The organism is Actinoallomurus vinaceus, from assembly GCF_039542055.1.
Taxonomy (GTDB): Bacteria; Actinomycetota; Actinomycetes; order Streptosporangiales; family Streptosporangiaceae; genus Actinoallomurus; species Actinoallomurus vinaceus.
On sequence record NZ_BAABHK010000013.1, the window covers coordinates 173,480 to 195,578 of the forward strand.

At 71.0% G+C, this 22,099-nt stretch carries 22 protein-coding genes; 11 read left to right on the forward strand and 11 right to left on the reverse strand.

Annotated elements, in window-relative coordinates:
* The first annotated feature begins 203 nt into the window (after nt 1-203).
* A complete protein-coding gene (locus tag ABEA24_RS36955) occupies nt 204-614 on the forward strand; it encodes a hypothetical protein (protein ID WP_345437189.1) in 411 nt (136 codons plus the stop codon).
* A gap of 106 nt (nt 615-720) precedes the next feature.
* The gene (locus tag ABEA24_RS36960; protein WP_345437191.1) at nt 721-1,338 is read left to right on the forward strand and encodes a TetR/AcrR family transcriptional regulator; all 618 of its coding nucleotides are present in this window, start codon (nt 721-723) and stop codon (nt 1,336-1,338) included.
* A 289-nt stretch (nt 1,339-1,627) separates the two neighbouring features.
* On the opposite strand, the gene ABEA24_RS36965 is transcribed toward ABEA24_RS36960, so the two are convergent.
* The 3 genes from ABEA24_RS36965 to ABEA24_RS36975 form a co-directional block, all read right to left on the reverse strand.
* The gene (locus ABEA24_RS36965; protein ID WP_345437193.1) at nt 1,628-2,455 is read right to left on the reverse strand and encodes an ABC transporter permease; all 828 of its coding nucleotides are present in this window, start codon (nt 2,453-2,455) and stop codon (nt 1,628-1,630) included.
* 265 nt (nt 2,456-2,720) lie between these two features.
* The gene (locus ABEA24_RS36970; protein ID WP_345437195.1) at nt 2,721-3,545 is read right to left on the reverse strand and encodes an ABC transporter ATP-binding protein; all 825 of its coding nucleotides are present in this window, start codon (nt 3,543-3,545) and stop codon (nt 2,721-2,723) included.
* On the reverse strand, nt 3,542-4,321 hold the full coding sequence (locus tag ABEA24_RS36975) for a MarR family winged helix-turn-helix transcriptional regulator (RefSeq protein WP_345437197.1): 780 nt from the start codon (nt 4,319-4,321) through the stop codon (nt 3,542-3,544). Before ABEA24_RS36975 ends, ABEA24_RS36970 begins: the two co-directional genes overlap by 4 nt.
* Nucleotides 4,322-4,575: 254 nt before the next feature.
* On the opposite strand from ABEA24_RS36975, the gene ABEA24_RS36980 reads away from it, so the two are divergent.
* From ABEA24_RS36980 to ABEA24_RS36990, 3 genes are all read left to right on the forward strand, one after another.
* The gene (locus ABEA24_RS36980; protein ID WP_345437199.1) at nt 4,576-5,829 is read left to right on the forward strand and encodes an MFS transporter; all 1,254 of its coding nucleotides are present in this window, start codon (nt 4,576-4,578) and stop codon (nt 5,827-5,829) included.
* Between the two features lie 96 nt (nt 5,830-5,925).
* Complete coding sequence (locus ABEA24_RS36985; protein WP_345437201.1) at nt 5,926-8,262, forward strand: helicase-associated domain-containing protein; 2,337 nt, start codon at nt 5,926-5,928, stop codon at nt 8,260-8,262.
* 482 nt (nt 8,263-8,744) lie between these two features.
* Nucleotides 8,745-9,317: a hypothetical protein gene (locus tag ABEA24_RS36990; RefSeq protein ID WP_345437203.1), complete on the forward strand. Its 573-nt coding sequence runs from the start codon at nt 8,745-8,747 to the stop codon at nt 9,315-9,317.
* 142 nt (nt 9,318-9,459) lie between these two features.
* On the opposite strand, the gene ABEA24_RS36995 is transcribed toward ABEA24_RS36990, so the two are convergent.
* Together ABEA24_RS36995 and ABEA24_RS37000 are read right to left on the reverse strand one after the other, a co-directional pair.
* Nucleotides 9,460-9,897, reverse strand: a complete 438-nt coding sequence (locus ABEA24_RS36995) for a pyridoxamine 5'-phosphate oxidase family protein (protein ID WP_345437205.1) — start codon at nt 9,895-9,897, stop codon at nt 9,460-9,462.
* 54 nt (nt 9,898-9,951) lie between these two features.
* On the reverse strand, nt 9,952-10,704 hold the full coding sequence (locus ABEA24_RS37000) for an AraC family transcriptional regulator (RefSeq protein WP_345437207.1): 753 nt from the start codon (nt 10,702-10,704) through the stop codon (nt 9,952-9,954).
* A 77-nt stretch (nt 10,705-10,781) separates the two neighbouring features.
* On the opposite strand from ABEA24_RS37000, the gene ABEA24_RS37005 reads away from it, so the two are divergent.
* The 3 genes from ABEA24_RS37005 to ABEA24_RS37015 all read left to right on the forward strand — a co-directional run bounded on the left by ABEA24_RS37005 (nt 10,782) and on the right by ABEA24_RS37015 (nt 14,473).
* Complete coding sequence (locus ABEA24_RS37005; RefSeq protein WP_345437209.1) at nt 10,782-12,182, forward strand: MFS transporter; 1,401 nt, start codon at nt 10,782-10,784, stop codon at nt 12,180-12,182.
* A 107-nt stretch (nt 12,183-12,289) separates the two neighbouring features.
* Nucleotides 12,290-12,748: a hypothetical protein gene (locus ABEA24_RS37010; RefSeq protein WP_345437211.1), complete on the forward strand. Its 459-nt coding sequence runs from the start codon at nt 12,290-12,292 to the stop codon at nt 12,746-12,748.
* A 72-nt stretch (nt 12,749-12,820) separates the two neighbouring features.
* The gene (locus tag ABEA24_RS37015; RefSeq protein ID WP_345437214.1) at nt 12,821-14,473 is read left to right on the forward strand and encodes a DNA repair helicase XPB; all 1,653 of its coding nucleotides are present in this window, start codon (nt 12,821-12,823) and stop codon (nt 14,471-14,473) included.
* Nucleotides 14,474-14,480: 7 nt separating this feature from the next.
* Here ABEA24_RS37015 and ABEA24_RS37020 read toward each other — a convergent pair whose 3' ends face one another.
* Nucleotides 14,481-14,930, reverse strand: a complete 450-nt coding sequence (locus ABEA24_RS37020; protein WP_345437216.1) for a nitroreductase/quinone reductase family protein — start codon at nt 14,928-14,930, stop codon at nt 14,481-14,483.
* 119 nt (nt 14,931-15,049) lie between these two features.
* Here ABEA24_RS37020 and ABEA24_RS37025 point away from each other — a divergent pair, with 119 nt between their 5' ends.
* Nucleotides 15,050-15,748 carry a TetR/AcrR family transcriptional regulator gene (locus ABEA24_RS37025; protein WP_345437219.1) on the forward strand — a complete coding sequence of 233 codons (699 nt, stop codon included), beginning with the start codon at nt 15,050-15,052 and terminating at the stop codon, nt 15,746-15,748.
* Between the two features lie 52 nt (nt 15,749-15,800).
* On the opposite strand, the gene ABEA24_RS37030 is transcribed toward ABEA24_RS37025, so the two are convergent.
* From ABEA24_RS37030 to ABEA24_RS37040, 3 genes are all read right to left on the reverse strand, one after another.
* Complete coding sequence (locus ABEA24_RS37030; protein ID WP_345437473.1) at nt 15,801-16,712, reverse strand: EamA family transporter; 912 nt, start codon at nt 16,710-16,712, stop codon at nt 15,801-15,803.
* 132 nt (nt 16,713-16,844) lie between these two features.
* Nucleotides 16,845-17,435 carry an LURP-one-related/scramblase family protein gene (locus tag ABEA24_RS37035; RefSeq protein WP_345437221.1) on the reverse strand — a complete coding sequence of 197 codons (591 nt, stop codon included), beginning with the start codon at nt 17,433-17,435 and terminating at the stop codon, nt 16,845-16,847.
* A gap of 34 nt (nt 17,436-17,469) precedes the next feature.
* Nucleotides 17,470-18,042 carry a TetR/AcrR family transcriptional regulator gene (locus ABEA24_RS37040; RefSeq protein WP_345437223.1) on the reverse strand — a complete coding sequence of 191 codons (573 nt, stop codon included), beginning with the start codon at nt 18,040-18,042 and terminating at the stop codon, nt 17,470-17,472.
* 59 nt (nt 18,043-18,101) lie between these two features.
* On the opposite strand from ABEA24_RS37040, the gene ABEA24_RS37045 reads away from it, so the two are divergent.
* Nucleotides 18,102-18,602 carry an HXXEE domain-containing protein gene (locus tag ABEA24_RS37045; RefSeq protein WP_345437225.1) on the forward strand — a complete coding sequence of 167 codons (501 nt, stop codon included), beginning with the start codon at nt 18,102-18,104 and terminating at the stop codon, nt 18,600-18,602.
* A gap of 10 nt (nt 18,603-18,612) precedes the next feature.
* Entirely contained in the window at nt 18,613-19,266 is a 654-nt protein-coding gene (locus tag ABEA24_RS37050; protein WP_345437226.1) for an SMI1/KNR4 family protein, read from the forward strand.
* A 185-nt stretch (nt 19,267-19,451) separates the two neighbouring features.
* Here the strand turns inward: ABEA24_RS37050 and groL are convergent, their stop codons facing one another.
* Together groL and ABEA24_RS37060 are read right to left on the reverse strand one after the other, a co-directional pair.
* Nucleotides 19,452-21,083, reverse strand: a complete 1,632-nt coding sequence (groL, locus tag ABEA24_RS37055) for a chaperonin GroEL (protein WP_345437228.1) — start codon at nt 21,081-21,083, stop codon at nt 19,452-19,454.
* A 792-nt stretch (nt 21,084-21,875) separates the two neighbouring features.
* Entirely contained in the window at nt 21,876-22,076 is a 201-nt protein-coding gene (locus ABEA24_RS37060; protein WP_345437230.1) for a cold-shock protein, read from the reverse strand.
* Between the last annotated feature and the right edge of the window lie 23 nt (nt 22,077-22,099).

Sequence of the window (22,099 nt, forward strand, 5' to 3'; positions counted from 1 at the left end):
CGCCCTCCCGGTAGTGGCGATGCGACGGGATCCGAGTGGGAGGGCGCGGAGTCTGCGCGAAATCTGGATCTATTGATCTGGTCACCGGCCGAGCTCGCATTAATTACAAGCCCGTAACTGCGGTTACGTGATGCGGGATATACCCAGTGACCGCCCTCCGAACCACACCGACGGCAAACCGATCCCGAGAGTAAGAAAAGAAAATGGCGAGATGGCGCAGTAAGTCAGGAAATGTCGCCCAGGATTCCGGCCGAGACGAGTCCTCCGCCGATCGGACCGTTCCGCAGGCCGGCCGACACCGGCCGGACGGCGATCCACTCCGAAGGGGCCTGGCCAGGGCCGCAGGCGTCGCGGCCACCGTGGTCGCGGTCGCCGCGACGGTCGTCACGGTGGTGTTGGCCCTGCACATCGCCTTCGTCGTGTTCTCCGCGAATCCCGCCAACCCGATCGTCCGCACGGTGAACGACCGGGCGGAGGGGCTCGCGTGGGAGTTCCGGGACATGTTCACGCCCAAGGACGAACGCGTGGCGGTGCTCGTCAACTACGGGATCGCCGCCGTCGTGTACCTCATCGCCGGAAGGGTGGGCGCCGGGCTGATCCGGCGGATTCGCTGACAGCCGCGCGCGTACGCGCACTGTCACACCGCGTGAGACGACGAATCCGTCCGACATCGAGCGACCGTTCCATGGCTTACGCTCTTTCTCGGAGGAGCACACGAAAATGCAGAGATCTACCCGAGAACGGATCGTCGCCGAGGCGCTCCGGCTGTTCGCCGAGCGAGGCTACGCCGCGACATCCGTGGCGGAGATCGAGGCCGCGGCCGGCCTGTCCCCCGGTGCCGGTGGGCTCTACCGCCACTTCCGCTCCAAAGAAGAGGTTCTGGCAGCCGCCGTGCGCGAGCACATCGCCCGTACGGCCGAGCAGATCGCCACGACCTTCGAGCAGTCGGCCGGAATCCAGGACCAGCCGCTGGTCGACCGGCTGCGCGTGGCCGCGTCGGCGGGCCTGGCCAAGATGCGGGAGGAGGCCGACCTCATCCGGGTCCTCTTCCGCGATCTGGACAAGTTCCCCAACCTCGTCGCCGAGATGCGCGAGGGCATCGCCAACCCCCTCTACGACCTGTTCGGCAAGTGGCTGTCCGGTCAGCCGGAGATGGCCGGAATCGACGAGGACTGGGACGCCGTCGCCCTCTCCCTCGGCGGGGCGATCGTCAACTACTGGCTCGCCCAGGACGCCCTGTACGCCGCACCCAACCGCATCGACGAAGAGCGCTTCATCAACGGCTGGTCCCGCCTCGCCATGGGCCTGGTCGGCACGACCGCCGAGGCCGTCCAGTAACGCCAGACGGCCCGCTCCGCAAGACGCTCGGTGACCCGCTCGGCGCCCGGTCACGCCCGGCGGCAGGCTCCGCGAGGCGCCCGGTGACGCTCGGTGGCCCGCTCCGCGAGGCCGTCCAGTCACGCCCGGCGACCCGTTTCGCAAGCGTCCGGTGACGGCCGACGGCCCGCTCCGCGAGCGCCCAGCGACGGCCGACGGCCCGTTCCGCGAGCGCCCAGTCACGCCCGGCGGCACGCTCCGCCAAGCCGTCCAGTCGCTCCCGGAACCGGCTCGGCGGGGCGGGGCCGGCTCAGCGGACGAGCCGACCCAGCAGCGCGGACGCGGCCATGATGCCTGCCGCCGCGGCCACCACGAGCACCGCGATGTCGAGAGGGAGATGCCCCGGCGTGCCGATCAGCAGGTCGCGCAGGGCATCGACCTCATAGCTCAGCGGGTTGACGTGGCTGATGACGCGCAGCCACTCCGGCATGATGCTCACCGGGTACAGCGCGTTCGACCCGAAGAACAACGGCATCGTGATCGCCTGGCCGATGCCCATCAGCCGGTCCCGGGACATGGCGAGACCGGCGATGGTCATCGACAGGCACGAGAAGAACGCGGTGCCGAGCATGACGACCACGACGACCCCGAGCCAGCGCACGGGGTTGACGGTCAGCGCCACGCCGAGAAGCGCGGACAGCACCATGATGGCCACGGCCTGGGCCAGGGAGCGCACTCCCGCGGCGAACGCCTTTCCGGTGACCAGCGCCGCCCGCGGCGTCGGCGTGACGAGCAGCTTCGCCAGCACGCCCGCATCGCGTTCCCAGATGATCTGGATGCCGTAGAAGATCGCGATGAAGAGGGCGGACTGAGCGAGGATGCCCGGCGCCAGGTAGTCCAGGTACGGCACGCGTCCAGTGGGGATGGCCCGGATCCGGGAGAACGTCTCCCCGAAGATCAGCAACCACAGCGCGGGCTGGATCGCGCGGGTGTAGATCTCCGTCCGGTCGTGCCGCATCTTCTGCAGCTCCACCACGCACATCGCGCTTACCCGCGCGAGCAGCAGACGCCACGCGGCCCGGCGCGCCGGCGGCCCGGCCGAGTCCACCGGCATTCGGGAGGCCGCGAACTCAGCCAAGCCGACCGGCGGTCCCGACGTCGCAGGCTCAGCCGATCCGGCCGACGATTCCGAGGCCGCAGGCCCAACCGAGCCGACCGACGGCCCCGAGGCCGCAAGCTCAGCCGAGCCGACCGACGGCCCCGAGGCCGCAGGCACAGCCGTGTCGGCCGGTGCACCCGAGACCGCAGGCTCTGCCGAACCGACCGGCGATCCCGAGGCCCCGGCCGACGATCCCGAGGCCGCGGGCCCAACCGAGCCGACCAGCGATCCCGGGGCCGCGGGCTCAGCCGAGCCGACCGGCGGTGCGTCGGGTGCGGCGCGCGTCGCGGAATCCGTCTCCCGGCTCGTCGAGCCGGTCTCCGGTGTAGGCACGGAACACCTCCTCCAGGGTGGCGCCGGGTTCCAGCCCGGACTTGAGTTCGGCCGGGGTGCCGAGGGCCTGGATCCGGCCCCGGTGCATGAGCGCGATCCGGCCGCAGTGCTGGTCCGCCTCGTCCATGTAGTGGGTGGTCACCAGGACGGTCATCCCGGTCGCGTGCCGGACCTCCTGGATGCGCTCCCAGACCCCGTCGCGCGCGACCGGGTCCAGGCCGATGGTCGGCTCGTCGAGGATGAGCAGGCGCGGGGCGCTGACGAGGGCCTGCGCGAGTTCGAGCCGCCGGATCATCCCCCCGGAGTACGTCTGCGCGCGCCGCTCGGCCGCGTCGGCGAGCCCGACCGCGGACAGGACCTCCTCGACGCGTTCGCGCCGCTCGCGGCGTGGCACGTCGAACAGCCGGGCGAAGAGTTCGACGTTCTCCCGGCCGGTCAACGCGGCGTCCGCGGACAGTTGCTGGGGCAGGTAGCCGATCGCCCGGCGCACCGCCATCCGATGGCGTGCCACGTCGAGCCCGAACACCTCCACCATGCCGGGCGCGGCGGGCAGGAGGGTGGTGATCAGCCGGATCGTCGTGGTCTTGCCCGCTCCATTCGGGCCGAGCAGGCCGAAGACCTCCCCCTCGGCCACGTCCAGGTCGACACCGTCGACCGCGACGTTGCCGCCGAACGCGTGCCGCAACCCCCGGCACACCACCGCGTACCGGTCTGCCTGGTCGCTCTCGTCGCTCATGAGTCACCCCCGTCGGAAGACGCGTGTGCGGATGACGCCGCCGGGCGACCGACAGCGTCGTCTGAAGCGGCTTGGCTGCCTGCCGTGTCGTCAGACGCGGCCAGGCGCTCGACGGCATCGTCCGAAGCAGCCGAGCAGCCCGCTGTGTCGTCGGACGCGGCCGGGCGTTCGACGGCATCGTCCGACGCTGCCGGGCGACCGGCAGCGTCATCCAGTGCGGTCGGGCGGTCGGCCTCGTCGTCGGACGGCTGCGCGGATGTCGCCGCCGGGCGGCCGTCGCCGGCCGGCGCCGTGGGTGGCGCGGCCAGGCGGTCGGCGGCGTCGCCCACCGGCTCCTCCAGGCGGGTGAGCAGCCGACGCAGGGCGGGCAGTGCCGCGGCGATCGACGCCCGGTCCTCGTCGGACAGCTCGTCGAGCCGTGCCCCGACGAGGTGGGCCCGGCGGTCCCGCCAGTTCGCGATGCGCCGGCGTGCCGCGTCCGTGAGCTCCAGCCGGGCGGCGCGCCGGTCGTCCGGGTCGGTCTCCCGGCGCAGCATCCCCGCCCGGATCAGCTGGTTGACCAGGGTGCTCACCGAGTTGTCGGCCAGCCGGAGCTCGCGGGCGGCCGCCGCCACGCTCACACCGGGATGGCGGTCGACGACCAGCATCAGCTCGACCTGGCCCGGGCGCAGGTCCGGCGGCGGTGTCACACCGCGCAGCCTGCGCCGTACAAGGCGGCGCATCGCCATGGTCACGTCCATGAGGTCGCCACCCAGCCGAACGCCGTCACTCCCCATAAGTCTGGATATTACCTCTTAAGCAGAGGTAATCATCTCTGGTGGGGCCGACGAGACTGCAGTGGCCAGTGAGGATGTGGCGGCCGGGGAAGGACCCTCAACCCTGTTCGCCACTCGTCACGGACAGTAAAGAAGCTGCTCCATAGAGTCGTCGGCCATCACGGCGCCGAGGAGCCCACGCCGAGGGTTCCGCCCCCCAACGGCCCGCTCACGCAGTCCGATCGGAGCGCCATGTCCGTACGAGGGGAAGAACAGTGATCGCCACGGTGCGGGGGTTCATGTCCATGGGCCGTCCCGCCAAGGTGCTGCTGATCAACGAGAGCGGCGAGACGGCCGGGCTCCTCATGCTCGCGCCCTACCTCGCCGACCACCTGACGCACCGGATCGGGCTCGCGGTCTGGCTCGTCGGCATCCTCCTGGGGCTGCGCCACTTCAGCGAGGGCCTGTTCGCCTTCGTCGGCACACTGGGCGACCGTGTCGGCTACAAGCCGATGCTCGTGGCCGGATGCGGGCTCGAGGCGCTGGGCTGCGCGCTGTTCGGCCTGTCCACCAGCGTGCCATGGCTGATCGGGGCAGCGCTGTTCAGCGGGCTCGCCCGCGCGCTGTTCGTCCCCGCCCGGCGCGCGTACCTCGCCCAGGTGGAAACCGACCGGAAGGTCGAGGCGTTCGCCCTGGCGAGCGTCTGCCGCCGGGTCGGACTGCTCATCGGCCCGCTCATCGGAATCCTGCTGGTCGACGCCGGTTTCGAAACGCTGTGCGTGGCGGCGGCCGGGGTCTTCGCCGCCCTCACGCTGGCGCAGTGGTGGCTGTTGCCGGCCTGCTCCGGCGCCCACGCGGGCTCGGAACGTCCGCTCTGGGCCGAGTGGCGGGACGCGCTCGGCGACCGCGTCTTCATCGCCTTCGCCACGACGATGTTCGCGTCGTACTCGCTCGTCTACCAGCTCACGTTCGGCCTGCCGATCGAGGTACGCCACGTGTCCGGAGGGCGCGGCGGCATCACGGCCCTGTTCGTCCTGTCGGCCCTGCTCGGTCTCGTGGGACAGGTACGCCTCACGCAGTGGTGCGAGCGCCGCTGGACACCCGGCCAGGTCATGGTGCGCGGCCTGATCGTCATGGGTGTCGCGTTCGTCCCGTTGATGTTGCCGCCCCCGCACGGCGGGCCGCTCATCCGCCTGCTCCCCATCCTGCTGTGCGCCGCGATCCTGACCGTCGGCACGATGATGGTCTTCCCATTCGAGATGGCCACCATCGCCGACCTCGCCGGCGACCGCGGGGTCGGGACGTACTACAGCGTCAACAACCTGCTGTCCGGAGTCGGCGCCGTCTTCGGCAACCTGCTCAGCGCCGCCGCGATGGGCCTGTCGCGCGCACTGAACGTGGCGGGCCTGCCGTGGCTCGTGCTGCTGGTCCTCTCCGTTTTCTCGGCGACCGCGCTGACCTTCGTGAACAGGAGCGGCCGGCTCCCCACCGGCCGCCTGGCCGAGGCACAGGTCGGGACGGCTCCCTGACGCCCTCCGGCCACGACGCGGGGAAGGGCGCGGTGGCGGTCGATTCCGTGCCCCTGCGGGACCATCAGGTCGCCATCCACGAATACCGTTGTGGTCGTGAGCACGGAGACCTACGCCGACTGGCTGCGGGCGCGCGACGACGACGATCTGCGCGCCCTGTTCGAGGCTCGCCCCGAGCTGATCACTCCCGTGCCCGCCGACATGGGAGCGCTGGCCGCCCGGGCGTCCGCGGCATCCGCCGTGTCGCGGGCGCTCGACCGCCTCGACCGGCTCGCGCTGAACGTCTTCGAGGCGCTCCTGGTCCTCCCCACGCCCACCACGTACGACGACCTCTTGACTGCCGTCTCCGCCGAGCCGGCCACCGGCGCCCGGATCCGGGAGACCGTGGACCGGCTGCGCACCCTGGCCCTGGTGTGGGGCGAGGACGAGACCCTCCGGGTGGTTCCCGGCGGGCGGCAGGTCATCCCGCACCCGGCCGGGCTCGGGCCGTCACTCCGGGAGGCGTTCGCCTCCTATCCCTCCGACCGGCTGGCGGAACTGCTCGACGACCTCGGCCTGGAGTCGGTCGACGACATCCCGGGCCGGATCGCCGTCTTGATCGAGGACGCGGGCCCGGAGGCGAGGGCCGCGCTCGACCGGCTCACCTGGGGGCCGCCCGTCGGCCGGGTCGACGGCGCCCGCCGGCCCGTCAGCCTCGCCACGGCCGCCTCCCCCATCGAGCGCCTTCTCGCGCGCGGCCTGCTGGCCGCGACCGACGACCGCACCGTGACGCTGCCCCGCGAGGTCGGGCTGCACCTGCGCGGTGGCCGCGTCTTCGCCGAGCTGCGGACGGCACCGCCGCCCCTCGACGGCACCGCGCGCCCGCGATCGCTCGTCGACCGCACCGCCGGCGGCCAGGCGTTCACGTTCGTACGCACGATCGAGGACCTGCTCGACCGCTGGGGCGTCGCCGCGCCCGGCGTGCTGCGCGGCGGCGGCCTCGGCATCCGCGACCTTCGCGCCACCGCCACCGAGCTCGACGTGCCCGAGTGGACGGCCGCGCTGCTCATCGAGGTGGCGTACGCCGCCGGGCTGCTCGCCCGCGACGGCGACCACGAGGGCCCGGCGGGCGCCGCGTGGCTGCCGGGCCAGGCGTACGACCTGTGGCGGCTGCGGGACGTCGAGCGCCGCTGGACGGACCTGGCCAATGCCTGGCTGCTGACCGACCGGGCACCCGGCCTCGCGGGCGAACGCGACGACCGCGACCGGCTCATCAACGCGCTGTCCGACGAGGCCGTACGGGTGAGCGCTCCGCAGGTACGACGCTCGGTGCTCGGCGCGCTCGGTGACGCCGAGCGGGGGACCGCGCCCCGGGCCGAGGAGATCTTCGCCTACCTCACGTGGCAGCAGCCGCGCCGCGGGGGCATCCTGCGCGAGCGCCTCGTCGGCTGGACCCTTCGCGAGGCCGAGGTGCTCGGCGTCACCGGGCTCGGCGCCCTGTCCGGCCACGCCCGGGCGCTCCTCTCCGGCGGCGACGCGGCCAAGGCGCTCGCCACCGTGCTGCCCGAGCCGGTCGACCACGTGCTCATCCAGGCCGACCTGACGGCGGTCGCTCCGGGCCCGCTCGTCAGCGACCTGGCCCGCGAACTCGCGCTCGCCGCCGACGTCGAGTCCACCGGCGGCGCCACCGTCTACCGATTCACCCCCCAGTCGGTGCGCCGGGCCCTCGACGCGGGCCGCGGTGCGTCCGAGCTGATCGACCTGCTCAAGCGGCATTCGACCACCGACCTGCCGCAGCCGCTGACCTACCTCATCGAGGACGTCGCCCGCCGGCACGGCCGGCTGCGGGTCGGCGTCGCCTCGGCGTACGTCCGCTGTGACGACCCGGCCGTCCTCGACGAGATCCTCGCCGACCGCCGCTCGGACCAGCTGCGGCTGCACCGGCTCGCGCCGACCGTCCTGGCCTCCCGGATCTCCCGCGGCGAACTGCTGGAGTCCCTGCGCACCCTGGGGTACGCGCCGGTGGCCGAGTCGCCGGAGGGCTCCGTCGTCGTCACCCGCCTCGACGCGCGCCGGGCCGAGACCACGCACGGCACGTACGAACCGGCGCACCACTCCCAGGTCGGCGTGGCCGGCCCGGACCCGTCGGTCGTGACCGCGGCCGTCCGCGCGCTCCGGGCGGGCGAGAACGCCGCGCGGGCCACCGTCCCGAGCGGCGCGCCGCCGCGCTCCCCCGCCATGGCCATGGTCAAGCAGCTCCGGCAGGCGGCCGACCGGGGCGCCCGCGTGTGGATCGGCTACCTCGACCAGCAGGGGCAGGCGTCCAGCCGCATCATCGAGCCGGCCCGCGTGGAGGGCGGGTTCCTCACCGCGTACGACGCGACGCGGGCCGCCGTACAGCGCTTCGCCCTGCACCGCATCACCGGCGTCGCCGAGGTCGACGGCTCGTCCTGACCCACAGCCCCGGGCCCGCCGAGGTCAGCGGCTCGTCCTGACCCACAGCAACGGCCCCGCCCACGTCAACAGCCTGCCCCGACCCACAGCCCTGGCCCTGGCCACGTCAACAGCCCGTCCCGACCCACAGCACCGGCCCCGCCGACGCCGGCGGCTCGCCTTGACCCACAGCACGAGCCCCGCCCACGTCAACAGCCCATCCCAACCCACAGCACCGGCCCCGCCGACGCCGGCGGCTCGTCTTGGTCCGCAGCAGCGGATCGGCCCACGTCAAGGGCTCGTTCGGCTTCGAAACCCGGCCGCCATGGCCGTTTCCGGTCACCGGCACTCTGCGCCGGTATTCCATGATCAATCCGCGAATGTCACCGAACGCACACGAGTGTAACTCTTTTGCACTTGCGGCCCACGCGTCACAGAAGGCAGGGTTTCGCACGGTCGGCCGACCGTAATGCCCATGGTCATCTCTCCACAAGGGAGTTCAGATGCGCATTACCGCAAAGACCCTGGCAGCGACGATGATGGCGGCCGGCCTGACCACGACCGGAATGGCGACCGCACACGCCGCCGTCGCCGCGCCGGCCGCAGCCGCGCCGGCGGCCGCGAAGGCCTCGGACGTCACGGCCCAGAGCTGCAAGGGCAACCCCGGCAGCAACCTGCACCTGACCCGAGCCCAGATCAAGACCCGCGCCCACAGCTGGCTCGGCAAGGTCACGTACTCCCAGAGCCACTACTACTGCAACGGCTACGGCCGTTACCGGCAGGACTGCTCCGGCTACGTCTCGATGGCCTGGGGGCTCCACACCTCCCAGTGGACCGGAAGCCTCCTGAACTATTCGCACGCCATCTCCAAGAATTCGCTCAGGTACGGTGACGTGCTGACCCGCTACCCCCAGAGCACCTCGAAGGGGCACGTCGCGATCTTCATGAGCCGGGCGAGCAGGGGCCGTGTGGTCGTGTGGGAGGAATCCCGCCCCGGCACCAAGGCGGGCATCCACACCTGGTCGAAGTCCCTAGTGGCCAGCTACTCGGCCCGCCGTTACAACAACGTCCGTTAACACATCAGGGGCAGGCTGATGCCGGAATTCATCAGCTCACCACACCGACATGGGTCGAGGGGCCAGCGAAATACGGCCCCTCGACCCTCCCCATTTCACGGCCGTGTCCTCGCGGCGAAGCACGGCTCGATCTCGCGGCGGATCATCCCCCGCGCTTGCCGAAGTCGGCGCTGGACCAGTGCACGGGATGCATCCGGATCAGCGCGAGGCCCTCTCCGCTGGTGCTCTGGAGGTACCGCTCGCCGAGCTCCGGCCCCAGATAACGGTGGGCCAGCGCGGCGCGCTCGGCGTCCCCGGCCGGTTCGTCGACGGTGGTGACCGGCCCCTCCACGGCGACGTACCGGTAGGGCGGGTCGTCATTGTGCACGCACAGCGTGACCCGGCCGGCCTCCCTGATCAGCTCGGCCTTTCGGCTCTTCGCCCCGGTGATGAAGTACAGCTCGCCACCGGGTTCGTAGGCGTACCACATCGGCACCGTCACCGGCGCCCGGTCTCCGCCGCTCTCGGTCACACTCAGCACGCCGAGCCGTACTCCTGCGAGGAACGCCTCGCGCTCCCCAACACTCATCACCTGCGTCACGCCGTGATGCGTAACCGGGCCGCGCCCATCGCCAACCCGTAGGGCGGCAAAGACTCAGCGCGGGCTCCCGCCGCTCGCATACCGGCCCGGCGTGACCCCGAAGGCGTGGCGGAACGACTCGATGAACGCGCTCGGGCTGCGGAAGCCGCTGGCGGCCGCGACGGCGGTGACCGAGCCCCCGGCGGCGAGCAGTGTGAGGGAGTGGTGCAGCCGCAGCTGGGTGCGCCACTGCGGGAAGGTCATCCCCGTCTGTTCCCGGAACAGCCGGCTGAGCGTGCGTTCGCCCGCCCCGACGGACCGCCCGAGTTCGGCGAGGGAGCGCTGGTCGGTGGGGTCGGCGGTCAGGAGGTCCGTCACGTCGCGGAGCCGGGGGTCGGCCGGTGTCGGCAGGCACAGTGGGAGTGCCTCGACCCGGCGCAGCTGGTCGAGGGCGACCGCCTCGAGGTTGCGCCGCTGGCGGGCGGTCAGTTCGTCGTCGTCGCTGAGCGCGATGATCACCTCGCGCATCAGCGGAGTCACCGCCAGGACGGTGGGCGCGGCGAGCCCGAGCGGGTTGACCCGGGCGTCGAAGACCAGGGTCCGCATCTGCGTCGGACCGTACGCCCGGTGGGCGTGGGCCACGGCGGCGGGGATCCACACGGCGCGGTGCGGAGGGACGACCCACGAACCCGCGCTCGTCGAGACCTCCAGCACGCCCCGGCTCGGATGGACGAGCTGGTGCCCGGCGTGGTCGTGCCAGTCGATCCGGGCACCGTGCTGCAACGACTTGCGCGTCGGGCCGGTGAGATGTTGGCGGGTTACCGACATTTGTTGGCAGAGTACCGGAAGCCCGCTCCCCGTGCCGGGCTCGATCCTGGGCCTATGTGTCACTCAGGACCTCGATCATGACCGCCGAAGGGGCCCGTGTCGGCGACGGAACACCCCGTACGGAGACCGTGAGCGGAGCGGCCGACGCTCTCGCGCCGTCCACACCGGAGCCGATCCGGCCAGGACCGGCCGCGCCGGAGCCGACCTCGCTGGAACCGGCCCGGCCAGGACGGGCCGCGCTGGAGTCGGCTCCGCTGGAACCGGCAGCCGTGGAGCCGACCACGCCGGAGTCGGCCCCGCTGGAACCGACCACCCTGGAACGGGCCGCGCCGGAACCGGCCTCGGCGTTGCGGCGGATGTGGGTGTGGGTGGTCGCGCACGCGGTCGACGACCTGTACCAGGGCCTGGTCCCCGCGAGCGTGCCGTACTTCGTGCTGGACCGTCACTACGGCTACGTGGCCGCCTCCGGGCTGACCCTCGCCGCCACGCTGGGCAGTTCGCTGCCTCAGCCGTTCATCGGCGTGGCCGTGGACCGGCTCCGACTCGGTTGGCTGGCCGCGGCGGGTGTGGCGGTCGCCGGGCTCGGCCTCGGACTGTCCGGCCTGGTGAGCTCCTACGCCCTCGTCTGGAGCCTGATCCTGATCTCCGGGCTGGGCGTGGCGATGTTCCATCCGGCCGCCGGGAAGGGGGCTCGGGAGGCGGCCGGCGACAGCGCCACCGCGATGAGCCTGTTCGCCGCAGGCGGCAGCGTCGGCTTCTTCCTCGCTCCGGTCCTGGCGACGCCCGCGCTGGTGTCGATGGGCGTCGGGGCGACCGCGCTGTTCATCCCTCCCGCTCTGCTGATCGCCTTCGTCCTCCTCCGGAACCGGCGGCGACAGGTCGGGTCCGCGTCCGCGGCGGTGCGGACGGGAACAGACCGCTGGCCGCCGTTCCTCGTGCTGACCGGCGTCGAGATCGTGCGGTCCGTGGCCTTCTTCGGCGTCAACACCTTCATCGAGCTGTACTGGATCCGGCATCTGCACGCCTCGCGCGAGGTCGCGGGCGGCGCGCTGGAGTGCTTCCTCGTCGGGGGCGTCGCCGGAACCCTGCTCGGCGGCCGCGTCGCCGACCGGATCGGCCTCGTCCGTACGGTGCAGATCGGCGGCGCGCTGGCGATCCCCGCGCTGGTCGGGCTCCGCCTGGCCCCGGGTCCGGTCGTTCCGCTGCTGTTCGCCGTGTTCAGCGGCGTCGCGCTGAACATCCCGTTCGCGGTGCTCGTCAAGCTCGGCCAGGACTACCTGCCGACCCGACCGGGCACGGCGGCCGGGGTCACCCTGGGTCTGGGAGTCAGCGTCGGCGGCCTGATCTCCCCGGTATTCGGCCTCATCGCCGAGGCGTACGGCCCGCAGGGCGTCTTCCTGAGCCTGGGCGCGGTCCCCGTCGCCGCTCTCGTGCTGGGCCTCTTCCTCGTCGAACCGGAAGGTCCCCCGGACAATTGACTTTCGGGGCGGCAAGATGGAACCAAACGGTGATCGGATGAGTCGTACTTATCCGTCATGCTTGGCGTGCCGTTTACATCCTTGGACCGTCGACCTGGGGGCTCACCGTGACATGGCAGGACCCGTATGGGCAGTACGGTCAGCCTGGCCAGAACCCGTACGGGCAGGACCCCTACGGCCAGCAGGGCTGGCAGAACACCCAGCCCGGCTGGCAGGACCCGTACGCCCAGCAGAACGCCTACGGGCAGCAACAGCAGGGTTACGGCTACTACGGGCCGCCGGGCGCACCGGCCGGCGGCTCCAACGGGGGCACGGTCGCGGCGCTCGTCGCCAACATCATCTCCGCCGTGCTCTGCTGCGGCGGCATCGCCTGGCTGCCCGGCATCATCCTCGCCGCGATGGCCATGAACCGGAACAACACCGACCCGGAGTCCGCCAAGCAGCTGACCCTGTGGTCGTGGGTCTGCGTCGTCCTCAACGTGGTGCTGGTCGTCATCCTGTTCGTGGTGCTGTACAGCATCGGCACGTTCGCCAATCACTCGTCGAGCACCAGCGGCACGTACTGACCGATCGCGCGAGGGAAGCCTCACGGGGGTTCCGGGTGTTGGACACTGAGGTTCCACCCAGAAAGGCATCCCGTGACCGACGGCCCGCTCATCGTCCAGTCCGACAAGACCCTACTGCTCGAGGTCGACCACGACCTGGCGACCGACTGCCGCAAGGCGATCGCGCCGTTCGCCGAACTGGAGCGCGCGCCCGAGCACATCCACACGTACCGGATCACCCCGCTCGCGCTCTGGAACGCCCGCGCCGCGGGCCATGACGCCGAGCAGGTGATCGACGCGCTCATCACCTACGCGCGCTACCCCGTGCCGCACGCGCTGCTCGTCGACATCGCCGACACGATGGGCCGGTACGGCCGGCTGCGGCTGGAGAAGCACCCAACATACGGGCTGGTGCTGGCCTCCTCGGACCGCGCGGTGCTCGAAGAGGTGCTGCGGGCCAAGAAGCTCAAGGCGATGTTCGGCCAGCGCGTCGAGGACGACATCGTGGCCGTCCACCCCAGCGAGCGCGGCACGCTCAAGCAGGCCCTGCTCAAGCTCGGCTGGCCGGCCGAGGACCTCGCCGGGTACGTCGACGGCGAGGCCCACCCGATCACCCTCGAGGAGAACGGCTGGGAGCTGCGGTCGTACCAGCGTGACGCCGCCGAGTCGTTCTGGCACGGCGGCTCGGGCGTCGTCGTGCTGCCCTGCGGCGCGGGCAAGACGATCGTCGGCGCCGCCGCGATGGCCCACGCGTCCGCCACCACGCTGATCCTCGTCACGAACACCGTCTCGGCGCACCAGTGGAAACAGGAGCTGCTGCGCCGCACCTCGCTGACCGAGGACGAGATCGGGGAGTACACCGGCACCAAGAAGGAGATCCGGCCGGTGACGATCGCGACGTACCAGGTCATGACGACCCGCCGGAAGGGCGTCTACTCCCACCTGGAGCTGTTCGACGCCCGCGACTGGGGCCTGGTCCTGTACGACGAGGTGCACCTGCTGCCCGCGCCGATCTTCCGGATGACCGCCGACCTGCAGACCCGCCGCCGACTCGGCCTGACCGCGACGCTCGTCCGCGAGGACGGCCGCGAGGGCGACGTGTTCTCCCTGATCGGCCCGAAGCGGTACGACGCGCCGTGGAAGGAGATGGAGGCCCAGGGCTGGATCGCCCCGGCCGACTGCGTCGAGGTCCGGGTGACGCTCACCGACTCCGAGCGCCTCGCGTACGCCACCGCCGAGCAGGAGGAGCGCTACCGCTTCTGCGCGACGACGGCGACCAAGACATCGGTCGTCAAGGCCCTCGTCGAGCGGCACCGCGGCGAGCAGTTGCTCGTCATCGGCCAGTACATCGACCAGCTCGACGAGCTCGGCGAACTCCTCGACGCGCCGGTGATCAAGGGCGAGACGAAGATCAAGGAGCGGGAGCGGCTGTTCGACGCCTTCCGCAGCGGCGAGCTGTCCGTCCTGATCGTCTCGAAGGTCGCCAACTTCTCCATCGACCTGCCCGAGGCCTCGGTGGCCATCCAGGTGTCGGGGACGTTCGGGTCGCGGCAGGAGGAGGCGCAGCGGCTCGGCCGCGTCCTGCGCCCGAAGGCGTCGGGCAAGGGCGCGCGGTTCTACTCGGTCGTCGCCCGCGACACCCTCGACCAGGACTACGCCGCCCACCGGCAGCGCTTCCTCGCCGAGCAGGGCTACGCCTACCGCATCGTCGACGCCGACGCCGTCTACACCGACGAGGAGATCTGACTCAGTCTCAGTCGATCCGGAACACCGGGACGGTCGGCGCGACGGCCGCGAGCACCTCGTAGTCGGCGTTCTTGATGTCCACGTCGAAGAACCGGGCGACCTCCCAGCCCCAGCGTTTGAAGTAGTGGCGCAGCAGCAGGGGCTTCTGGTCGTCCGGCAGTTCCGTGACGGTGAAGGACTCGACGCGGCGGCCCAGGCGCAGTTCGCCGCCGCCGGCGACGCGGATGTTGCGCACCCACTGGGTGTGGCCGCGCGGCGCGACCAGGTAGCGGACGCCGTTGTGGGTCAGCAGGTTGACCGGGGTGGTGCGCCACTCGCCGCTGGTGCGGCCCCGGACGGCGAGGACCCGTGTGCCGAAGAGGCTGATCCCCTTCCTGGTCAGGAAGTGCACGAACTTGTTGAAGTAGATCTCGAACCCGGCGGCCTGGACGTGGCGGGGCTGGGTGGCGGCGGTCATCTCGACTCCTTTGTGAGCAGTGCTCTCGCTTAAGAGCAGTGTGCACCAGAGGTCGATCGCAAAGCAAGAGCACTGCTCTCGAATTTGTCCGCCGATCTCATCCCTGTCAGACTGCGTCCATGAGCGCGAGCCGTACCGCCCGTGAGCGGGCAAGGGCCGAACTGACCCGAGAGATCAAGGACGAGGCGCGCCGGCAACTGGCGGTCTCCGGCGCCCAAGGGCTGTCGCTGCGCGCCGTGGCCCGCGAGCTCGGCATGGTCTCCTCGGCGCTGTACCGCTACTTCGCCAGCCGCGACGAGCTGCTCACCGCACTGATCATCGACGCGTACTCGGCGCTCGCCGACGAGGTGGAGGCCGCCGACCGAGCCGCGGCCACGGCCGGCTTCCGCGCGCGCTGGCAGGCGATCTGCCGCACGGTGCGCGCCTGGGCGACCGCGCATCCGCACGAGTACGCGCTGGTCTACGGCTCACCGGTGCCGGGATACGAGGCCCCCGAGGCGACGATCGCCTCCGCCACCCGCGTGCCCATCGCCATCATGGCCATCGCCCGCGACGCCCATGAGGCCGGCGCGCTGGCCGCCCCGGCCCACGAGGACCCGCTGCCGCCGGTCCTCACCGACCAGACCGCCCGCATCGCCGCGTTCATCGCACCGGACATCCCCGGCCACCTGATCGTCCGAGGCGCCGTGGCCTGGACCCAGCTGTTCGGCATGGTCACGTTCGAACTGTTCGGCCAGTACGCCAACGCCCTCGACCCCGCCGACGCGTTCTTCGACCACACCGTCGACCGCATGGCCGACCTGATCGGCCTCCCCTAACCAAAAGCACCGCTCGATGGCTTCGTCGGTGTGCGGAGATCTGGGCTTCCGGCTATGAGCCGACCAGGTCGGCCGAGGCGGGCGCGGCCTCCTCGACCGCCTGTTCCTCGGGAGGCGGCTCGGCGTCGTGGCCGTGCTCGTGGACGGCGACCCCGAGCATGACGGCCGTCAGGCCCGCGATCTCGAGAAGCGAGGGCGACTGCCGGAGCACCACCACGCCGACCACCGTGGCCGTCGCGGGCAACAGCGCGAGCAGCAGAGCGTACGTCGACCGCGCCATCCGGGCCATCGCCATCTGGTCACAGACGTACGGCAGCACTGAGGCGACGCCCACACCGAGCGCGGCGGCGAGAGCACGCGGGCCGGCGAGCACCGGCACGACCTCCCGTACCGCGAACGGCGCGGTGACCACACAGGCGACCAGCATCGCCGCCGCCAGCCCGTCGATTCCGCCGAGCCGCCCGGGCAGGCGCCGTGCGGCCCGGTGGGCGACCACGATGTAGAGCGCGAACGTCACCGCGTCGACGAAGGCGAAGAGGAACCCGAGCGGTGCCCCTGTCAGCCGGGCGTCGGTCAGTACCGCGACGCCCGCGGTGACGGCGAGCACCGCGGCGATGTTCCGCGGTGTACGGGCGCCGAACGTCGCGAGGACGATCACCGGGAGGAACTCGATCGCAGCGACGGTGCCCAGCGGCAGGATGGCGATCGCCTGGTAGAAGGCGAGATTGAGCAGACCGAGGACGGCACCCCACGCCACGATCAGCCAGCGTCCGGCCGGGTCGGCGGCCCGCAGAGTCCGCCACGGGCGCCGCCACACGGCGAGCACGAGAGCACCGCTCCAGATACGGAGCGCCGCGGTGCCGGCCGGGGCGAGCCGCGCGAAGATCACTATGGTGAACGCCGGGCCGAGATAACTGGACAGCGCCGAGCCGACGAAATAAGACCACGACACGGCCTTCCGCATGATCACGAGAGGATTCTCGACGATCATGCGGTTACAGACAGGCCGAAATCACGAATTCAAACGGTAGGCCGACTTAACTCCAACGAACCAACAGGCGACGCCTTGGGCCCGGCGCGTCCGCGCGATCAGCGGTTACTTCTTGTTCTCGCGCAGGACCACGTCGATCGTGATGGCCGTGGAGATGACGAGGGTGCGGAGCGGGTCGGGCAGCTGGTACGGGATCTGCACGGCGTACCGGTCGGCCGTCGTGAACCACGCGGCGGCGAGGCCCTCCCACTGCTTGTTGACCTGGGCGACCTCGACGCCCTGCCAGTCGGTGACCCGGAAGTCCCAGGCAAAGAAGTCACCGCGGATCTCCCCGATCTGGCGGTCCTGCGGGTCCAGCATCGTGAAGCGCGGCTTGAGCCCGAAGTGACACTGGATGGCGCCGATCGGCTGGCCGTTCGGCCAGGTGATCTTCACCTTCGGCGTCGCCAGGGCGAACGGCTTGTCGATGATCAGCATCGGCACACCGTCGGGACGCATCACGTGCAGGGTGTGCCGCGTGTTGTTCGAAAGATCCGAGAACATGAAGCGCATCGCCTTCTTACCCCCGGACAGGTTCGGCTCGCCGACGATCGCGACCGGTTGGCCCTGGGCGTTGAAGACGGTGTACTTCGACTCGACCGCGAACACTTTTTTGGGCTGCTCGACGAGCAGAACGGGGGAGTTGAAGAGATCCACGGGCAGAAGCTTACGTTTTAAACCCCACGTACGCTTACGTATGGCCCACTCCGCTGATCACCAGGTCGAAGATCGCCGAGGCCGACGCGGCCGGGGCCGGGACGCCGAGAACGATCGGCCGGTACAGCGCCGGCCCGATGAGGGCGTCCATCAGCAGATCCGGGTCCACGTCGCCGCGCAGCTCTCCCCGGTCGACCGCGCGGTGGATGAGCGCCCGTGCGCGCTCACGGAGCGGGTGGACGAAGCGCCGTCGGTACTCCTCGGCGAGGGCGCGATCGGCCATGATCTCGGCGGAGAGGGCCGGGAGGGCCCGGCCGGCGACGGTCTCAGCGAGGCGCTCGTACGTGACCTGGAGCAGTCGCCGCAGGTCCTCCAGCGGGTCGCCGGTCTCCTCCGTCGATCGGTCGCCCAGCTGCTCGGCGATGGCGTCGAGGACCATCTCGCCCTTTGACGGCCAGCGGCGGTAGATCGTCGTCTTGGCCACTCCGGCGCGCCGGGCGACGTCGTCGACGCGGAGGGCCGGGTAGCCGCCCTCGGCGAGGAGTTCCAGGGTCGCCGCGAGGATCGCCCGGTCCCGAGCCGCGTCCCGCGGTCTTCCGATACTCACGGTTGCGTATTATGCCAGTCGCCATTTACGCTACTCATAGTTTCGTTAGGGAGACGGCCATGGTCGGATGGAAGCGGTGGTCCTGGGCACTGGCGGGCGCGTTCGCGCTGCACAACGCCGAGGAGGCGCTCACCATGCGCCGCTTTCCGGTCCTCGCGGGCCGGATCGACCAGGCCGGTCGACTCGACCAGGGTGCCCTCAACGGGCTCATGGCGGTGATCTCCGGGCTCGGCGCGGCGGCCGTCGCCGTCGGAACCACCGGCCGCCCTTCCGCCTGGAAGCCGTACCTCCCGGCGGGCGTGGCAGGGGTGATGCTGCTCAACGTGGCCCTCCCCCACGTGCCCGCCGCCGTCGCCGCGCGCGGCTACGCGCCCGGCCTCGTCACCGCTGTGGGCCTCAACCTGCCGATCGGGGTCGCGGTTCTGCGGAGCGCCGTACGGGAGGGCGCGGTCTCCCCGCGCGGTCTGCGCCGTACGATGCCGGTCGCGCTCGGCGTACTCGCCTGCGCTCCCCTCGCCGTCGCCGCCGCCCGCGCGTTCTCTGTCGGAGGTTCTCGCTAGCGTTCCGGCCGTGACGACGGACGTGGCATCCTCCTGGGATCGGATCATCACCTGGCTGCACGCGCACGCGCCCACGACCGCCGCCGCCGTGAACCCCCCGGCGACCGACGAGGCGATCGACGACGCGGCATGGACGGTGGGCGTCCCGCTTCCCGCCGACATCCGTGCCCTCTACCGTGCCGCCGACGGCATGTGGGACGCACCGACGGCCGGATGCCTAATCCCGCCCGTGTACGGGTTGTATCCGCTGGAGGAGGCCCTGTGCTTCCAGCGGGTCCGCGTGAACGCCTTCGCCGAGCGGGACGGCTCCGACGAGCGCTGGGGAACGGCGGAGGAGGTCGACGGCGCCCCTGCCGGCACCTTGGGCGTCCGGTGGTCACAGCACTGGCTGCCGCTCGCCACGAGCGGCCTCGGCATCGTGCTCTTCGCCGATCTGCGCTACGGCCGTCTCCGGGGCTCCGTGATGACGTACGACCGGATCGAGGGCGCCGATGCGCCACCGGTCTGGCCCACGGTCTCCGCGATGCTCGCCGACATCGCGGACGCCCTCGACCACGACGGCACCGCTGCGGGGCACCGCCCGTACGTCGACGAGGAGGCACGGCTGGACTGGCGGTGGCCGGCCCCTACGTCGACGCGGACGCATCGCGGGTCTGAACCGTGACCGGGCCCTACGCCGGTGCCCAGAAGCGGCCGGCCCGGCCGCGAGCAGTCGGGCCGTACCGTCCCGGACCGGGTGAGCGGTCCTCGCGTACGGCCGCCGGGCACCGCGAACGCCGGAAGGCCGGGGCCGGGCATGCGAAAGGGGCGGTCCCAGTACCGAGGACCGCCCCTTTAGCGTTGACGGACTTAGAAGTCCATGCCGCCCATGCCACCGGAGGGGTCGCCGGCCGGAGCCTTCTCCTTCTCCGGCTTCTCGGCGATGACCGCCTCGGTGGTGAGGAACAGCGCCGCGATGGACGCGGCGTTCTGCAGCGCCGAGCGCGTCACCTTCGCGGGGTCGATGATGCCCGCGTCGAACATGTTGACGTACTCGCCGGTCGCGGCGTTGAGACCCTGGCCCGGCTCGAGGTTGCGAACCTTCTCGGCCACCACGCCGCCCTCGAGGCCGGCGTTCACCGCGATCTGCTTCAGCGGCTCCTCGAGCGCGCGCTTGACGATCGACGCACCGGTCGCCTCGTCGCCGTCGAGCTCGATCTTGTCGAACGCCTTGGCGCTCGCCTGCAGCAGCGCGACACCACCGCCGGGCACGATGCCCTCCTCGACGGCCGCCTTCGCGTTGCGAACGGCGTCCTCGATGCGGTGCTTGCGCTCCTTGAGCTCGACCTCGGTGGCCGCGCCGGCCTTGATGACGGCGACGCCGCCGGCCAGCTTGGCGAGGCGCTCCTGGAGCTTCTCGCGGTCGTAGTCGGAGTCGGAGTTCTCGATCTCCGCGCGGATCTCGTTGACGCGGCCCGCGATGTCGTCGGGGTTGCCGGCGCCATCGACGATGGTGGTCTCGTCCTTGGTCACCACGATGCGCTTGGCCTGGCCGAGCATGTCGAGCGTGGTGTTCTCCAGCTTGAGGCCGATGTCCTCGCTGATGACCTGGCCACCGGTCAGGATCGCGATGTCCTGCAGCATGGCCTTGCGGCGGTCGCCGAAGCCCGGAGCCTTGACGGCGACGGACTTGAAGACACCGCGGATCTTGTTGACGACCAGGGTGGCCAGGGCCTCGCCCTCGACGTCCTCAGCGAGGAGGACGAGCGGCTTGCCGCTCTGCATGACCTGCTCGAGAACCGGCACGAGGTCCTTGTTGGCCGAGATCTTCGAGCTGACGATGAGGATGTAGGGGTCGTCGAAGACGGCCTCCATACGCTCGGGGTCGGTCACGAAGTAGTGCGACACGTAGCCCTTGTCGAAGCGCATGCCCTCGGTCAGCTCGAGCTCCAGACCGAAGGTCTGGCTCTCCTCGACCGTGATGACGCCTTCCTTGCCGACCTTGTCCATCGCCTCGGCGATCATCTCGCCGATCGAGGGGTCGCCCGCGGAGATGGAGGCCGTGGAAGCGATCTGCTCCTTGGTCTCCACGTCCTTCGCGATCTTGGAGAGCTCCTCGCTGACGCGCTCCACGGCGGACTCGATGCCCCGCTTCAGGGACATCGGGTTGGCGCCGGCGGCCACGTTGCGCAGTCCCTCGCGGACCAGCGCCTGGGCCAGCACGGTGGCCGTGGTGGTGCCGTCACCGGCTACGTCGTCGGTCTTCTTCGCGACCTCTTTGACGAGCTCGGCCCCGATCTTCTCCCACGGGTCCTCGAGCTCGATCTCCTTGGCGATGGATACACCGTCGTTGGTGATCGTGGGGGCGCCCCACTTCTTCTCCAGAACGACGTTGCGGCCCTTGGGACCGAGGGTCACCTTCACGGCGTCGGCAAGCTGGTTCATGCCGCGCTCGAGGCCGCGTCGCGCGTCCTCGTCGAACGCGATCATCTTTGCAGCCATAAGCTCCAGATCCTCCCGGAACGGGGTGGCTATCACTGGATCGAGTCGACGCCCGCGACGGACGACCACGTCCGGCGACTTCCATGCCGTCGCCGGGCACGAGGCCTCATCGCCTCGATCACTTCGTTGGCACTCTCAATAGTAGAGTGCCAACCGCTTGTTTAGCACTCTGCCCCCGAGAGTGCAAGCGCGGTCCGCCCTCACCAGGGTGAACTTCTCGCCATTTCGCTCCGGCACCCTCCCCAGCACGTTATAACGCCAGGTCCGCTGGCCACGCCGTGGCCTTCACCATCCCCGGCGTACGGGCGGCGCCGACGTCGTACGACCGGGAGCGCCCCGCGTGGATCGCCGGCCCGGTCGCCGATCGGTCACCCGACATCGGCCGACCGGGAACGTCGACGAACCCGATGGACGGCGGCCGACGGTCCCACCCCCAGCGGCCACCTGTCCCGAGTCCGGCTCAACGACGCCCGCCAAGCCACCGCCGACACCGGCGACCGGCGCGCACGCCGGAGCACGGAGACGGCGCCGGAGGGCCGAACGGGCGGGGCCGGGCCCAGCCCTTGAGACACCACGAGCCGCTGCGGCCTTTCCAACGCCGGAAGCCGCCGCAACCGTTCAGACTGCCGGGTGGGCCGAGCGAGCGGCCGATCAGAGGGCCGGAGGAACGTCGGAGCCGGATGGACGCGGGCGTTCGGACGGTCGGAGGAACGGCGGAGGGGGCTGGGTACGCGTGTTCAGACGGTCGGAGGCCCGGCGCCGAAGCGCCGGGCCTCCGTCAGGCTATGGGACTCAGAGTGCCCGCACCGAGTCCGCCTGGGGACCCCGGTCGCTCTGCGTGATCTCGAACTCGACCCGCTGCCCCTGCTCGAGGCTGCGGTAGCCATCCGACTGGATGGCCGAGTAGTGCACGAACACGTCCCTGCCACCGTCGACCGCGATGAAGCCGTAGCCTTTGTCCGCGTTGAACCATTTGACGGTGCCTTGCGCCATTCCCAACAACTCCCACCAGGGCA